We start from the raw sequence: 16271 nt of genomic DNA, 5'->3' as shown, positions 1-16271 counted from the left end.
TTAAAAGTTGACCACCTTTACGGGTTTTTCAAACACACCCCTTTTTACTTCGGAGGCGGTCATATGATTTGCTTTGAATTTTTCGGCAATGTAATTGCAGGCATCCCAGGGATTCACCTTGTCTCCGCACGTAAAAACGTCAACTGCAGCATATCCCAGTTCGGGCCATGTATGAACGGTAAGGTGAGATTCTGAAATCACCACTACTCCGCTGACACCCTGCGGACTGAACTTATGAAAGGCGACTTCCCTGACTTCTGCTCCAGCTTCAAGTGCGGCTTTTACCATTATTTCTTCGATTAAATCCCTGTCGTTTAGTACGTTTGGATCACAGTCGTAAATTTCCGCTAAGATGTGACGGCCCAAAGCTTTCATCTTGCTATCACAGCCCCCTTCATATAAATTAAATCAATCAAATTAAATTGTAGCAGATTATTGAAGAATGTCAATAGATTCGAGAAAAATCCTTGAAAAATTCCTCCTGTTCGCAATTTCATCGAGGTTTTATTTGAATACCTCTGAATTTCAACCATTTATACGTTTTTCCTGTAATGATTAATGGTCTTTTTCTCAACTCAGATAAATTATTGGCCCCCACCATCGCCATTGAGTATCTAAGTTCCCTTTCCACTTGGCGTAGATATTTTCTGAGGGCTACCGGGCCACCCTTCAACAACTTGTACAGGACTGTGCCGGCAAGACCCGCCGCCTTAGCTCCCAGCGCCAGCGACTTTGCTACGTCAAGTCCGGTTTTTAATCCGCCCGATGCAATTATATCGGCCCTATCTCCGATTTCGCTTATTACTTCAATAAGGCTCACCGGCGTAGGAATGCCCCAGCCCTCCAGGGTGGTTACCGCATTCTTTCTATTCCTTCGGTTTTCAATGGCTATGAAATCGGTTCCCCCGGCCCCTCCCACATCGATTATTTTTACCCCGCAATCGACCAGCATCCTGGCTTCTTCTCTGGCTATTCCGAATCCAACTTCTTTTACTATTACCGGTACCTTTACACCAGCTGCTATTCGCTTTATGTTGTCCACAGTGCCTGCAAAACATTTTCTGCCTTCAGCCATGACTATCTCCTGAGGTGTATTCAGATGAATCTGCACGGCATCGGCGTTTATCATCTCAACCACTTCGGCGACCTCCTCAAGGGAAGCGTCAGCGCCGATGTTCGCAAAAATTAAGCCTTCAGGGTTCTCCTCTCTTACGACTTTAAAGCTTGCTTGAGCAGATTTATCTTTTATAGCAATCCGTTGAGACCCCACGGCCATGGCAAGGCCAAATTCTCTAGCAATCTTGGCCAGTTCACGGTTTATGGCAAGTGCAAAAGAAAAACCGCCGGTTATGGCGTTTATAATTATGGGTTTTTCTAGCCGGAGGTTTTGGAGGTTTGTAGAAATGTCTATTTCATCGAGATTTACCTCCGATAGACAGTTGTGGAGCAATGTTATATCGGAAAAAACGTTTCGCTTCAATTTCTTTTCCAGCAAAAGGCTGTATTTTATATGTTCCATCTTCCTCCTGGATCTTTTACTCATAAAGCTCCCCTCTAAAAAAGGGAGGAAAAATCCTCCCAATTACATTTAATACTTATTGTTTTAATCCTTTTTTCAAGATATCGCCCACCACGTCACCTATGGTTACGTTAAGTTCTTCCCTGGGAAAGGATGTTTTCTCTTCTCTTTTTCCTTTTTCCTCTTTTCTCGGCGGCTGTTCTTCGTTGAGCGCCTGTTTTATGCTGAGGCTTATCCTCTTTTCTTCTGGCTTTATATCAAGAATTTTTACCTTTATGGTTTCCCCCTCTTTTAACACATCCTTCGGGGTAGCCACACGCTTTTTAGAAATCTGAGATACGTGTACTAGACCTTCTACCCCCGGTTCTAATTCCACAAAAGCACCGAAATTGGTAAGTTTTACCACCTTGCCTTGGACTACTTGCCCTATAGCGTACTTCTGTTCTATATTTTCCCACGGATCGGGGGTGAGTTGTTTTAGTCCCAGGGATATACGGCCTCGCTCCTTATCTACTTTTAATACCTTTACATCTACTTCCTGATTTTCACTCAAAACTTCGGAGGGGTGGTTTACCCTCTGCCATGACAGATCGGATATGTGAATCAGCCCGTCGTATCCTCCTATGTCCACAAAAGCTCCAAAATCGGTCAATTTCCTGACCGTCCCACGAATGACCTGGCCCTCTTTTACTTTTTCCCAGATTTCCTCCTTCAACTTCTCTTTTTCTTCCTGGAGGAACAATTTGTGTGAAAGCACAACTCTCTTTTTATCCCTGTCCAGTTCTATTACTTTTAATTTCAGGTCTTTCCCCACGTAGACCGATAGATCAGCTACGTATTTAAGGTCAGCGTGGGATGCAGGAATAAAACCTCTCACTCCCTTGACGTTGACTAGGAGACCGCCTTTTATGCTCTCTATAACCCTTCCCTCTACGGTTTGTTTCTTTTCAAAAGCCTCCTCCAGATATCTCCAAGCCTCGATTACATCGGCTCTCTTTTTTGAAAGAATCAAATTACCCTCATTATCTTCAAGTTTTAAAATTTGCACTTTGATCCGATCCCCAGTTTTTACAATTTCAGAAGGCGATGAGAAAGGTAAGTTCGACAGCTCGTTAAGGGGTATTATGCCGTCCGATTTATGGCCTACATTCACCAGAACCTCTTTGTCGCTTACCTTCACGACAGTGCCTTCAACAATTTTACCTTCTGCGAGTTCCGAAATTCCATCCTCGTAAGCTACTTCTCCTTGTTGATTTTCCATTTCTCTAGAAATTTCTTCCATTTTGGAAATAACCTCCTTTATAATCCAGTCAGGTGTAGAAGCACCTGCAGTTATTCCGACTTTTTCGACTCCCCGAAACCACTCTTTTTTTATTTCGTCTGCGGTCTCAATGTGGTACACTTTTGCCCCTACATTCTGACAGACCTGCGCCAGTTTTTTCGTATTGGAGCTGTTCTTACCGCCCACAACCAGCATTACTTCAACAGATTCCGCAACTTTTTTCGCCGCTTTCTGCCTTTGGTGGGTGGCGTTACACCGGGTATTATAAAAAAACGCCAGATCCAGTTTCTCTTTCAATATATCCATTATCTTCTTCACGTTTTCTTCGGTTTGGGTCGTCTGGACGACGACCCCCACCCTTTTATCCGTAAAGAACTTCCTGGCGTCCTCCTCGTTTTCGATTACTACCGCCTCGCCGGGGCACCAACCTTTTATACCTTTCACTTCTGGATGGTTGGGGTCGCCGATTATCACCACCGTGCAGTCCTTCTCGGAGATATCTCGAGCCAGTTTCTGAACTTTTTTAACAAACGGACAGGTGGCATCAATCACGTTTAAACCCTTTTGGCGGGCTTGTTCTATAACATCGGGCGGTACCCCGTGGGTTCGAATAACCAGATTCCCTTCGCTTATATCATCCAAGTCCACAGCTTTAACGCCCAGGTTCTCCATTTTCTCAACTACCTGCTGGTTGTGCACGATAGGCCCTAGAGTGTAGGTTTTTTCCCTTTTTTTTATCAGATCTTCCAGCAATCGCACGGCATTTTTTACTCCAAAACAAAAGCCAGCATTCTCTGCTACTATAATTTGCATAAAACTCACTTCCCAATGCTATTTTTTGCATTATTTGAATTCTATATAAATCCAATAATTCCTTCTTAAACTTAAAAAGCACGATCAATCCAATAGTAATTTTGACACTTCATTAAAAATAGCCCTGCTTATTTCGGTTAGTTTTTTCGAATTTAATTTTGCTTCTTCTTTGAGAGAAAGCCGCATGGGCCTTCCTATCCTAACGGTAATCAGACTGAAAAACCTGTAGTCCCCGGTTATGGCCACGGGCACCAGCGCCACCTCCTTCACCTTCGCTGCCAGCAGGGCAATTCCGGGTTCGGGTTCTTTTAGACTTCCGTCCTTGCTCCTGGTGCCTTCCGGAAATATGCCCAATACCTTTTTATCATTCAGAATCTCCAATGCTTTCTTTATCGCTTTTCTATCTGGAGCTCCGCGGTTAACCGGGAAAGCGTTTAGTTTCCTGAGAAGAAAGCCAAAAACGGGGATTTTAAAAAGTTCTTTTTTCGCCATAAAAAAAACCGGTCTTTTTAAAATGCAGCCTACTATAATTGGGTCCCACCAGCTTTTGTGGTTGGAAAAGACTATTGCTGCCCCTTTTTCCGGGAAAAATTCCAGACCCTCAACCTGAATTTTGAAGAGTAAATTAATTAAAAGCGAGCAGACAAACTTAGCGAAATTATAAAACATTTTTCTCCCTTCTCTTTATATGGCTTAAAATTTCATCGACGACTTCATCCAAGGTCTTGTCGGTGGTATCTATTATTATCGCATCTTCCGCTGCTTTAAGGGGTGAACACTCTCTTTCCCTGTCCTGTCGATCTCTTTCAGCCAATTCTTCCTCTACTTTTTTTAAGTCGGTCTTTATCCCCTTCTTTAACATTTCATCGTATCTGCGCTTTGCCCTTACCTTTATATCGGCGGTCAGGTAGAATTTATATTTTGCATCGGGGAGCACTGTGGTTCCTATATCCCTTCCGTCCATAACGACTCCGCAATCCTTTGCCATTTCTCTTTGCAGTTTCACCAACCTCTGCCGCACTTGTGGAATACAGGCAACCTTCGATACCTTCTCATCTACAGAGGGTTTTCTTATCTCTTCGGTTACATCTCTTCCATCGAGGTAAATACGACCCTTTTTTATTTCTATGCTGCAATTCTCGGCTATATTTATTATTTCCTCGGTCATTAGAGCGCCTTTTTCGAGAGCTTTTAACGTAATCGCTCTGTACATGGCCCCCGTGTCTACGTATGTAAGATTCAATCTGTCCGCTATTATCCTGGCTACGGTACTCTTTCCCGCACCTGCCGGTCCATCTATTGCCACGCTGTAGACGAGGTCCGGCCTTAAGACCTTTGCACCTCTCAGGTAAACGTGTTTTATATCTTTAAGACCTTTATCGGTATTGTACACCAGCAATATTCTGATGCACTTTCTCAAACCGTCCCGTACAGACATCTGCCCAACATCCAGCAAAGGTACCAGATCCAGACCCATTTCCCTTGCCGCGGATGCCGGATAAGCTGCATCTATATCCTGAGTGGCGCTGAACAAAATAAAACATATATCTTCAAGTGCTACATCGTTCAATTCCATCATCCTAGAAAGAAGCTCTCTTGTAGCATCCTTCACGGCAGCAGCCGTGTTTTCTTCAACGGTGATCGCGCCTCTGACACCTCTAACCTTCACATAATCATCCCCTTCGGTCATTCGATGCCGCATTTACGCCCGCCAGATACCCGGTAGAAAAAGCTGCTTGTAAATTATAGCCACCGGTAAAGCCGTCCACATCGATGACTTCTCCCGCAAAATAAAGGCCTTTTATTATTTTTGACTCCATTGTTCTTGCGTCAATTTCTTTTACGGAAACTCCTCCACGGGTCACAATGGCTTCTTTTTCCATACATCCTATGACGGTTACCCTAAAATCGGTTAACTTTTCAAGAATAATATTTCTCTCTTCCCTGGTCAGCTGGTTTACCGGCTTTTCTGGATCGAGCCTGCATACATCGATAAAAACAGGTATCAATCTTTTGGGTAACAAGTCGTCAAGGGCGTTTTTGATATGTTTTCGGCTGTATTTCTGAAAGTCTCTCTTCAAACGATTCTCCAGCCGTTCGCGGTCGAGAGCGGGTTTTAAATTAATTGACAGTATCACGCCTTTTTCAATATGGTCCACTACACTGCGGCTGATGGTAAGTATGATCGGGCCCGAAACGCCGTAATGGGTAAATAGCATTTCGCCAAATTCACAATACAGCTTTCTACCCTGGCAGTAAGCGGTTACCTCCACATTCTTAAGGGTCAGACCCTGAAGATTTTTCACCCAATCTTCTTTAGTTATAAGAGGCACCAGTGAAGGTCGTGGCTCCACAACAGTATGCCCAAGTTTTCTTGCAATATTATACCCGTCCCCGGTGGAGCCGGTTGATGGATAAGATAATCCTCCTGTCGCCACTATAACCCTGTCACATGGAAAAAATTCTTCGGAATCATAAAAAATTAGACCTTTTACTGCTCCTTTTTCTGCTATAACTTCCTTAACCCTCATCCCGTATCTGATTTTAACCCCGGTTTCGACCAGAGCGTTCTCAAAGGCTCGCACAACATCCGAGGCCTTATCCGATTCGGGGAAAACTCTTCCCCCTCGCTCTACTTTTGTTTTAACACCCAGACCGTAAAAAAAGGAAATGAGATCCCTGTTTGAAAATCTAGTCAAAGCGCTGTAAAGAAATTTTCCGTTTCCGGGAATATTCTGGATAAATTCATCTAAGTCTTTTGCATTTGTCAGGTTACAGCGTCCTTTGCCGGAAATTAAAATTTTCCTACCCAAGTTCTGATTTCGTTCAAACAATGTCACGTCAGCGCCGTGAAAAGATGCCTGATAAGCTGCCATAAGGCCGGCAGCTCCCCCTCCGACGATCGCTACTCTGTTTGGCATGGTTTCGATGCTCATCTCCGTTATTTTTTAAGTTTTCTTGCAAGAAGCAAAAGTTGAGATCTGAGTTCTTCACCCATTTTAAATAGTATTTTCTCCAGATCTTTATTGGTTATTATCATTTGTGTGGGCTCTAAAACTTCTATCTTCCTGAACTCTTCCCGCATTACAAACCGTATCATATCTTCGATAGAATCGGCGTTAATAGTGAGAAAAGCTGGGGCATAAGCTACCTTTTCACCTAATACGTCATCGTAAACCACATAAGGCTCCGACGATACATCGCAATCCTCGAAGGAAATACCCTGTATGGGTATGTTTCGCAGAAGCGATACCTGTTCTTCTCTGACGTTTTGGGCAACCTGCTCAATTGGCTTGCCTCCGAACAAAAATTTTCCGGGTTTATATTCGCCTTTAAAATCCATTCTCACCCTGAACTTTATTTTGCTCTGTACTACTTCGTCTCCCAGTTTAACTTTGACCATAATTGGCCCTCCATACTTTAAAAAAAGTCTCGTAATTCCTCAATGGAATTAATTACTACGGATTCCTTCAGAATTTGGGAATAGATTTTTGCGGCTAATCCGCCCGTATAATCCCTCTGTCCTATTGGAGTCTCGTGCAAAACGAAAATCTTTTTTTCACCTTTAGCAACAACATCTCTTAGTAAGATGAGGTTCTTTAAATTTCCATGGCCAAAGGGTATGTTACAAATAATAATTGCCTCAGCTCTATCCAAGTACAACTTGTTTTCTTCTGCCTTTTCCTCGGAAACCGGTGAAAAGGGCAGGTCCTCAATCACATCAACCCCGAGGTTTTTTGCTGTTTTCCAGTCGGTATCGCCGATATTCAAAACTCCAGCCGATACCTGGTATCCTCTTTCCCTCAGGTACTGCAATATCTTTTCTCCCGCTCCGCCACCGCAGACAACGTGGATTCTTTCACAGCTCCTCGGTCTTGTGTCTTTATGTACCGGCGAAATAAAAGTTATCATGGGGCGGCCGCTTTGGGGTTGTATGTTAATCTTTACATCGACGTCAAATACTTCTCGTATGTTTTGCTCCGTTATTACTTCTTCAGGCGATCCTGATTTGAAAATCTTCCCATCTTTTAAAAGAAGCAATTTGTCGCAGAACAGTGATGCCAGGTTTATATCGTGAAGGACCGCCAGCACAATTATTTTCATGTTCTTACAGAGATTTTTTAACAATTCGAGAATTTCCCATTTATAATTTATGTCCAGGTGGGATATAGGCTCGTCCAGTACCAGAACTTTAGGCTGTTGAGCGAGAGCGCGGGCTATTAAAGCCCGCTGCTTTTCTCCTCCGCTCAGTTCATTGATATACCTGTCTTTTAAATTCCATATGCCTACGGCTTTCATGCATTCTTCTATAATAGTTTTGTCCCGGGGCTTTTCCCGCTCGAAAGTCTTCAAATAGGGGTTTCTCCCCATCATAACGATTTCTTCCACGGTAAAGCTAAGGTCCAGCGAAGTTTCCTGCGGCACCGTAGCCACATATTGAGCTAAAGTCTTAGGTGAGAGACTCTCAACTTTTTGTTCTTCTATTAATATGCTGCCCTTTTGTGGTACAAGCCACCGGTTAATGTTATTTAACAGGGTGGTTTTACCGGAACCGTTAGGCCCCAGAATGCCGGCAAATTCCCCCGGATTTATCTCCAGACAGACGTCTTCCAGGATGCTTTTGTCTTTATAACTATAACTCAAGTTTTTCACTTCGAGTCCAGGCATATTAATGTTCTCCTTTTCAGCAGACTGCCAGCAACAACTCCCTTAAAATTTTAGCTGCGAGCAAGGAAGTCCTCTCGGACAAATCATTAATCGGTGATACTTCCACCAGGTCAAAACCGACTATGTTCAGTTCCCTGAAACAGGAAACCACTTCAAGGATTTCTTTTGAGCTGCAACCACCCGGTTCGGGCGTTCCGGTACCCGGTGCGAAAGCTGGATCCACCACGTCTATATCGACCGTAATGTAAACGGGATATCCTCTTAATTCATTCAAGTTCTCCATAAATGGGGCCTTTACATCTATAAGATTCATATTCGTGTACTTTTCGGCAAACGCGAATTCCTCTTTTACACCGGACCTTATGCCGAACTGATAAAGGTGGTTTTCTCGGATGCACTCACACACCCTCCGCATTACCGTAGCATGGGAAAGTTTTTCATCGAAAAAAGTATCCCTCAGGTCTGCATGGGCATCGAACTGGATGACCTTAAGTTCGGGATATTTTTTTGCCACCTGTTTTACTACGGGGTATGTTATCAGGTGTTCTCCCCCGATAAAAACGGGTATTTTCCCGTCTTTTAGTATCATCGCAGCAGCCTGCTCTATAATCTCCAGGCTCTTCCTTACATTGCCGAAAGGTATGTCCAAATCGCCCGCGTCGTAATACTTCTTGTCGTTAAGCGAATCGTCGGAATAGGGGCTGTAGTCTTCCAAACCGTACGACACTTCACGGATTTTCCTGGGCGCCATTCGGGTCCCCGGTCTGAAACTTACGGTAAAATCCATAGGAACTCCAACTATGACGGCTCTGCTTTCCTCGTAATTATCCTTTGACCGCAGAAATTTGCCCTGGTCCAGTAGTTTATCGAATCCCTTCAATTCGTTCCCCTCTCTATTTCGAAATGATTTCGTTTATAAAAGCCGGCAGATTGAAGCAACTTCTTTGAATAGACGGCGTATAATACTTTGTATCCAGGTCAGGTATATTCGAAATATCGCTGGTGAGGGGGTCGATTTGCTTGGAACCCATTGTAAAAGTCCATAATGAGCCGGGATAAGTCGGAATTGTAGCTGTGTACACAGCCGTATGCGGGAAAATACTTGAAACAGCACTGTATACATTCTTAAGCAGATCCTCGTAATAGAAGGGGGATTCGGTCTGAGCCACAAAAACACCCTTATCGGTCAAGGCTTCGTAAATGTCTTTATAGAATTCCTTCGCAAACAATCCCACGGCAGGGCCTACTGGGTCCGTTGAATCGACAATTATGACGTCGTAATAGTTCTTGAACCTTTTAACATAAGCTATGCCATCTTCGCAGAACACTTTAGCCCTTGGATCTTCAAAAGCTACACTAAGAGCGGGGAAAAATTTCTTGGAGGCTTCGATCACCCGCTCGTCGATTTCCACGAGATGAGCCTCTTTTACCGGGTGCTTCAGTATTTCCCTGAGGGTACCCCCATCCCCGCCACCGATTACCAGCACCCTCTCGGGATTGCCGTGGGTAACCAGAGGGACGTGGGCCATCATTTCGTGATAAATAAACTCATCCTTCATCGTTAGCTGGACAACATCGTCCAGAATAAGCATTCTACCGAAATGCTCGGTTTCGATTATGGCGAGATTCTGGTACTTGGTCTTTTCGGTATGTAGGACATCCTTTACCCTATAGCTCATTTTTATACTTTTAGACTGCAGTTCGGTGAACCAGAGTTCCAAATCTTTTCACTCCTCCTCTTATGGGATTACTTTTATATCGGAAAAATTATACCAAATAAAAGGCAAACATTCAAATATAAAACCTCAGCTCCTGCAACCGGTGTTATTGAAAAAATTATTTATTACCAGCTTCATCAGAACAGCGGAACATGGACAGCCTTTAAAAGGAATACCCTGCTCACACCGCGTCGATTGGCATTATTGATCAACGCCCTTATGTTGAAATTCAGGGAATACCGCTATAGACCTGAGTATAGCGGTATTCCCATATATTTCTAACCCCCCGTCGCCAGGCTGGTATGGCTCTCTTCAGCCACCATGAAATGTTCCCCAATACCTTATGTCCCCAGCACCGCTGTTTTCAGTATATTTTCGAACCCTTCGTTTACAGGTTTTTCAGGTACTTTATTTCTGCCTCTGTCATATACCGCCAGCAGCCGGGAGCCAGCCCCCTGAGGTTCAGTTTCCCTATGCGCGTTCTTTTCAGAGAAATAACCGGGTGACCTATAGCTTTGCACATGCGCCGCACCTGTCTTTTTCGACCTTCATGAATGATAATTTCCAGCACAGTAAAATCTCTTCCCGCTTTCAGTATCCTCACCTTTGCAGGGGCGGTCCTCCCGTCTTCCAGAACTATTCCGCGCCTTAGCCTGATAAAATCGCTCTCATCCGGAGTACCCACGACCTTAGCTACATAAGTCTTTTCTATTTCATGTTTAGGATGAGTGAGCCTGTATGATAGTTCACCGTCGTTGGTTAAAATAAGCAATCCCTCTGTATCTTTATCTAGGCGCCCCACCGGGAAAACCCTCTCTCTTACACCTTTTAACAAATCTATTACCGTGGGACGGCCAAAAGGATCTTTTACAGTTGTCAGTATACCTTTCGGCTTGTTCATAAGTATATATATGGGTTTATTATTGAGACGGCAAACGTTACCATCTACCCTGACTTCGTCTAGAGCCGGATCAACTTTAACACCGAGTTCTCTTACGGTTTTACCGTTAACTTGAACGCGACCCTCTAGGATTAATTTTTCGCAGGCTCGCCGCGATGCAATTCCGGCCATTGCGAGAAACTTCTGCAACCTTATCTCCAATGAACAACTCCCCTTTTGTTATTAGTTATATTATTATACGCGCTCCTATCTTTTTCCTTCATTGACAACTATATTTTCATTAAAAATTCCTGAAAGCCCTAGGCGACTAACCTTTTCCTTAATCGCCTCTTTTTCCGTGAGGTAAAGTCCCAGTTTTTTCATTCTTTCGAAATACAGGGCTCCGGCAAAAGTATAACGTCTGTATAGACCTTCGGGTTTTTTCACTTCTTCGTTGACGAAGGCTATGAAATCGCCTATGGCTAGCTCTCTGGGCAGTTTTAACATTTCAATCTTTAGCGCCTTTCGCACTGCATTGTGGCCCGCAAGAATTCCCGTACATATAGCTTCGGTGTGACCTACAACAGGGCCGGATTTCTCACCGGCGCAGAAAAGATTTTCTACTCCTTGAACTTTCATGAAATCGTCCCGGGGCGCCATTGACATGTATCGAATCGAGTTGCCCTTGCTGGCAGCATAAGGATCCTCGAAGCGGGCATTTTCAAAACCTTTTATTTTCCGAAGTTCCTCTAATTTGAAAAACGGAGTCATTAGCTTCGCATACCCTGTATCCAGCAGAATGATGCTCCTTGCGTATTCTTCCAGAGCGTACTGCTGGCAAACTTTCATCGAAAGCTTTTCTTTATGAATGAATTTTTCGGGCAACTCTATGACGACGACACCTTTTTCTTCGAGTTCCCTTCTAATTTCGTCCCCTAGAGATTCCTTATTCAACTTACATGAACCGCTCATTGCCCCGCACAGGTCCGGGGATCTTTTGCCAACCAGGTCTTCAACACCCGCTTTTTTGCTGATACTTACCCTGGGCCCGAAGGCAGGACACCTCTGTACGCACATGCAGCAACCATGCCCGTACTTTAAGCAATTACCTACTGGCCCCGACGATCCGGTGGTCTCAACGAACACATCACCCTCGACCACCTCATCGTCGGACAGAATAATGCCGGTTATGGTCTTCCCTTTCATCTTGACATCAACGGCTCGAGCTTGGAATCGTATTTCGATCCCAAGGTTCAGCAGAAATTCCCTCACCCGGGGCTCTATTTTTGTCACATCGTAAAGGGTTGCGTGGGAATGACCGGGAAAATTCACATTGTGATGTCTTGCTGTGGCATCGGCGATATCGAATAGCTCGCCTGCTCCAAGCGCAATCGCCTCCTCGGCCGCCGTATACCGGCCGTTGTTTCTCATTATACCTCCTACCAGTCCGCAGCCCAGAAGCATATCGGTTTTTTCCAGAAGTACCACATCGGCTCCTGCCTTTTTGGCTGCAAGAGCTGCACCGCAACCGGCCCAGCCTCCACCTATTATTATTACCCTAGGCATATACATTAACCCCCATTACATTGTGGATATCGGTTTGGACCTTACAGAGTCGAAGTCTTTCGCCACCGGTCAGCGTCTCACAGCTGCCGCAGACCCCTTCACCGCAGCACATCTTGGCATTATTGGAAACAGCAAGAGCTATTTTTCGGCCGCTTTTCTCCACTAAGTTCTTTATCATATTATGCTGGATCTGCGAACCACCGCTGTAAATGATTTCATAACCGCCGTTTTCAATTAATTCACCGAGGTACTTTTTGTAGGAAGAACCCGAAAACTCGAAAACATGAACTCTTACGCCAAGAGATTCTAGGAGTTCCCTGACTGGGTTACAATTTATGGCTCCCGGGTCCAGAAATGCCGTTATATCATTCCCACCTCTAACGAGGGTCTTTGCAACCAGCACCAGGGATGCCTGACCTATACCCCTCCCAATCAGCAGGCACTTTTTATTCACGCTCGATTTTATATGTTTTAACCCGAAAATGCCGTTGTAATAAGGGCCTCTTAAAAGCAATATCCTATTTTCCTGAGCTAGATTTCTTGTCTTAGGACCTATTATCTGCATGGCGAAGGTTAAAGCATTTTTATCATCATCCGTATCCATCACACAAAGGGGAAACTCAAAATAGCAGGGGGAATTTACTGCCCTTAGAAACGCGTATGTTCCGGGCTGACTGTATTCCCTACTTAAAATAGGAAAAGGGAGAGAGACTTTAAATACGATTAGGTTATTGGTAACCGTCCTTTTTTCAATTATCTTTACTTCCAGAGTTCTCCGGGGTTCTTTTTTCCTCCTGCCGTTCCATATGAATTCCTGGTAAACGCAAAATCCCTGCCATCGGCAATCACATGTCTCCTTACCCTGTACTATAGAGCAAACGATACAGCTGTTGATCTCTGCCAGATAGCAGGGGCAATAAGGTGATGCCGCATCTATGCACTGGTAATTTAGAGCCATTGCGAACCCCCCCTTGAAAATAAACATAACATTATTAATACATTATGAATGTTACAGCCGGTTGGTGATAAAAAACCGAATTCCAGGAATTGGGCCTATTTCTGGCGACCGAGCCATCAGCTTTTAAAATTTCTCGTCATCGTCGGCTATCGAAATACCCCTATTTTTGTACAAAAAAAAGAGGGCAGTAAAGCCCCTTTTTGTCCCATTTTCTATATAACTTTCCGGTTGAAGAAATCTATCATTCCAGCTTTCCGGACGCGATTTTTTATTTCTTCTATATCGGTGGTATATAACCCAAGCCGTTTCATCCTTTCGAAATAGACGGAACCCGAGAAAGTGTATTTTTTTGAAATCCCTTCTTCAGTCTTCATCTGCTCGTTTACATAGGAAATAGCATCTCCCACCGCTAAATCGGTTGGAATCTCCACCAGGTTAACCCCCGCAGCATACCTTACTGCATTCGCTCCGGCCAGGGTTCCTGTACAGATGGCTTCCGTATGTCCTACAAGCGGCCCTGCCTTTTCCCCTCCGCAAAAGAGGTTTTCAACCCCAAGGGTTTTGAGGTAGTTATCCCTGGGGGACATTGCCATATACCTGATGGAATTTCCAATATCACCTGCGTATGGATCCTCAAAACGAGCATTTTCAAATCCCGGTATTTTGCGCAACCGGTCCAGCGGAAAATACGGGGCCATCAATTTGGCGTGCCCTGTTTCCAAAAGTACCACGTTCTCAATGAACTCCTTCAAAGCATACTGCTGGCATGCTTTTTTTGTGAGTATATATTCATCTTCTCTAACATCTTTCGGGACAGGAATAACTGCAACGCCGGTAGAGTTGAGCTTATCGACTATTTCCGGAGATAATGACGCTTTGAGCAATTTGCAGGAACCACTCATAGCTCCGTAAGTGCCATCGGCTTTTTTTGCCATCATCTCTTTTACACCGGCCTTTGCGGCTATGCTCACACGCCCACCGTAACTGGGACACCGTATTATGCACATAGCACACCCGTTGCCGTATTTGGTACAATTGCTCTGAGGTCCGGCAGTGCCGGTACATTCGACAAAAACATCACCATGGAACTTTTCGTTGTTATCGGTTATAACAGCCGTTATTCTGTTTCCATCCATTTCAACATCTTTCACACGGCTTCTAGTGTGAACCTCTACTCCGGCGTCCAACAGTACTTTTCTCACCGCCGGCTCTACTTTAGCCACGTCATAAAGAGTTGCATGCTTATGACCGGGAAATTCAACGTTTTTATGCCTAGCTGCCGCGTCCGTAACATGAAATAGCTCTCCGGCTCCCATAGCAATCATTTCTTCGGTAGCCGTAAATCTGCCGTTATTTCGCATAATACCGCCTACCAGGCCGGTCCCCAGCAGCATGTCCGTCCTTTCAAGTAGTACTACTTCCGCTCCGGCTTTTTTGGCTGCCAGAGCAGCGGCACACCCCGACCATCCTCCACCTACGACTACAACTTTAGCCATTTTTATAACCCCCCAATAAAACAGTTAGTCAAGATACCAGCTGTATTTCGCAACAATTTCCATCAGCTTGACAAGAGCCTTTACAGCCCCATCGCACGCGATTTCCTATAATCTGTCCGTTTTCGTCTATGCAGGTGCTTTTCATGGGCTTTTATTAATTCGACATGCATATTTGCAATCCTTCTTATCCCAAGTATTTTTCATAGTAAAAAAAAAAGCCTATACGCCAGAGGTAACCCATTCCATCATTATCCTGTAAAACCTGTCAAAAAACGTCTTTTTCCTGATATCCTGAATCGATAAAAGTGGGACTCTGCGGACTAAAACACCATCTATGAACACCTGTATCTCACCCACGACCTGATCTTTAAAGACTGGAGCCGGTACGAAAGAAGGTATAACAAGTTTTAAATGAGCCTTTTCACCATCCCGCATGGGTAAGGCCACATCTTCTCCGGCAATAAGGACCGCCTTGTTGATGATGCCGCCTTTCAAAGGAACGGCAGCGTAAATATTATTTTTTTGGACCAACTTATTTAACCTGTAGGTACTAAAACCGTAGTTTAAAAGCTTGAGTGTATTGGAAAAGTGGTCGTGGGCGTCAAGTACTACCGATATAAGGCGCATGCCATTTCTCTCTGCTGTCGCCACAAGACACCTGCCGGCCTTTCCCGTATAACCCGTTTTCACGCCATCTATCTCTTCGGAGACCCTGAGCAATCGGTTGGTATTGTATATATGCCTCGGACGCCTTCCCTCGGTGATTATTATGTCTTTCGTTCTCACTATTTCTCTGAACTTTGGAATATTTAAAGCGTAGCGCGTAATTAAAGCCAGGTCCTTCGCCGTAGTAAAATGCCCGGGCTCGTCCAGCCCATGGGGATTTTTAAAATGGGTGTTAAAAGCACCTATTTCCCGGGCTTTTAAATTCATAAGCTCCACGAAAGTTTTAACGTCTCCTCCTATATGTTCTGCAATTGCTACCGCAGCGTCATTGCCTGATGGTAGCAACAGTCCGTAAAGCATGCTTTCCAGAGACATAGTTTCTCCAGGCTCCAGGTGAAAGGAAGAGCCTCTTACGGATGCCGCTTTACGACTTACGGTAACAGTAGAGTTAAGGTCACCTTTTTCCAGAGCCACGATGGCCGTCATTATTTTAGTAGTACTTGCCATCGGAAGTCTGATTTCAGAATTTTTTTCTACCAGAATCCTGCCGGAAACAGGGTCCATAAGTACATACGCGCGGGCATTCAAGGATAGATTTAACTCTTTTGCTTCTGAACCAGAAATAAAAAAGCCCGAAGTAAACAGTATAACAAAGACCATAGTGGCTGAAACGCACTTCTTGAACATAATAATCCCTCCAGCTAA

At 44.4% G+C, this 16271-nt stretch carries 15 protein-coding genes; all 15 read right to left on the bottom strand.

Annotated features, from left to right (window positions below):
• Entirely contained in the window at positions 1-375 is a 375-nt protein-coding gene (speD, locus tag TOCE_RS05765; protein WP_013275958.1) for an adenosylmethionine decarboxylase, read from the bottom strand.
• A 118-nt stretch (positions 376-493) separates the two neighbouring features.
• The gene (gene fni, locus TOCE_RS05760) at positions 494-1543 is read right to left on the bottom strand and encodes a type 2 isopentenyl-diphosphate Delta-isomerase (RefSeq protein ID WP_013275957.1); all 1050 of its coding nucleotides are present in this window, start codon (positions 1541-1543) and stop codon (positions 494-496) included.
• A gap of 52 nt (positions 1544-1595) precedes the next feature.
• Positions 1596-3614, bottom strand: a complete 2019-nt coding sequence (locus TOCE_RS05755) for a bifunctional 4-hydroxy-3-methylbut-2-enyl diphosphate reductase/30S ribosomal protein S1 (protein WP_013275956.1) — start codon at positions 3612-3614, stop codon at positions 1596-1598.
• Positions 3615-3698: 84 nt separating this feature from the next.
• On the bottom strand, positions 3699-4283 hold the full coding sequence (locus tag TOCE_RS05750; RefSeq protein WP_013275955.1) for a lysophospholipid acyltransferase family protein: 585 nt from the start codon (positions 4281-4283) through the stop codon (positions 3699-3701).
• A complete protein-coding gene (gene cmk / locus TOCE_RS11900) occupies positions 4273-5283 on the bottom strand; it encodes a (d)CMP kinase (RefSeq protein ID WP_245523151.1) in 1011 nt (336 codons plus the stop codon). The genes TOCE_RS05750 and cmk overlap by 11 nt, the downstream gene beginning before the upstream one ends.
• A 4-nt stretch (positions 5284-5287) precedes the next feature.
• Positions 5288-6535 (bottom strand): BaiN/RdsA family NAD(P)/FAD-dependent oxidoreductase, encoded by a 1248-nt coding sequence (locus TOCE_RS05740; protein ID WP_013275953.1) that lies wholly within the window; start codon positions 6533-6535, stop codon positions 5288-5290.
• A 20-nt stretch (positions 6536-6555) separates the two neighbouring features.
• Positions 6556-7017 (bottom strand): hypothetical protein, encoded by a 462-nt coding sequence (locus TOCE_RS05735; RefSeq protein ID WP_013275952.1) that lies wholly within the window; start codon positions 7015-7017, stop codon positions 6556-6558.
• Positions 7018-7034: 17 nt separating this feature from the next.
• Positions 7035-8282, bottom strand: a complete 1248-nt coding sequence (locus TOCE_RS05730) for an ABC transporter ATP-binding protein (RefSeq protein ID WP_013275951.1) — start codon at positions 8280-8282, stop codon at positions 7035-7037.
• A 16-nt stretch (positions 8283-8298) separates the two neighbouring features.
• Entirely contained in the window at positions 8299-9162 is an 864-nt protein-coding gene (gene speB, locus TOCE_RS05725; protein ID WP_013275950.1) for an agmatinase, read from the bottom strand.
• Positions 9163-9175: 13 nt separating this feature from the next.
• Positions 9176-10003, bottom strand: a complete 828-nt coding sequence (gene speE / locus TOCE_RS05720) for a polyamine aminopropyltransferase (protein ID WP_013275949.1) — start codon at positions 10001-10003, stop codon at positions 9176-9178.
• Positions 10004-10388: 385 nt separating this feature from the next.
• Positions 10389-11102, bottom strand: coding sequence for a pseudouridine synthase (locus TOCE_RS05715; protein ID WP_013275948.1), 714 nt, complete (start codon positions 11100-11102; stop codon positions 10389-10391).
• A 45-nt stretch (positions 11103-11147) separates the two neighbouring features.
• The gene (locus TOCE_RS05710) at positions 11148-12446 is read right to left on the bottom strand and encodes an FAD-dependent oxidoreductase (protein ID WP_013275947.1); all 1299 of its coding nucleotides are present in this window, start codon (positions 12444-12446) and stop codon (positions 11148-11150) included.
• On the bottom strand, positions 12439-13404 hold the full coding sequence (locus tag TOCE_RS05705; RefSeq protein ID WP_013275946.1) for a sulfide/dihydroorotate dehydrogenase-like FAD/NAD-binding protein: 966 nt from the start codon (positions 13402-13404) through the stop codon (positions 12439-12441). Before TOCE_RS05705 ends, TOCE_RS05710 begins: the two co-directional genes overlap by 8 nt.
• A gap of 212 nt (positions 13405-13616) precedes the next feature.
• Positions 13617-14900: an FAD-dependent oxidoreductase gene (locus TOCE_RS05700; RefSeq protein WP_013275945.1), complete on the bottom strand. Its 1284-nt coding sequence runs from the start codon at positions 14898-14900 to the stop codon at positions 13617-13619.
• 219 nt (positions 14901-15119) lie between these two features.
• Positions 15120-16253: a D-alanyl-D-alanine carboxypeptidase family protein gene (locus TOCE_RS05695; protein WP_013275944.1), complete on the bottom strand. Its 1134-nt coding sequence runs from the start codon at positions 16251-16253 to the stop codon at positions 15120-15122.
• Positions 16254-16271: the final 18 nt, after the last annotated feature.

The organism is Thermosediminibacter oceani DSM 16646, assembly GCF_000144645.1.
GTDB lineage: Bacteria > Bacillota > Thermosediminibacteria > Thermosediminibacterales > Thermosediminibacteraceae > Thermosediminibacter > Thermosediminibacter oceani.
The sequence above is the reverse complement of the archived record's forward strand: the minus strand, read 5'-3'. Positions and strand labels throughout refer to the sequence as shown.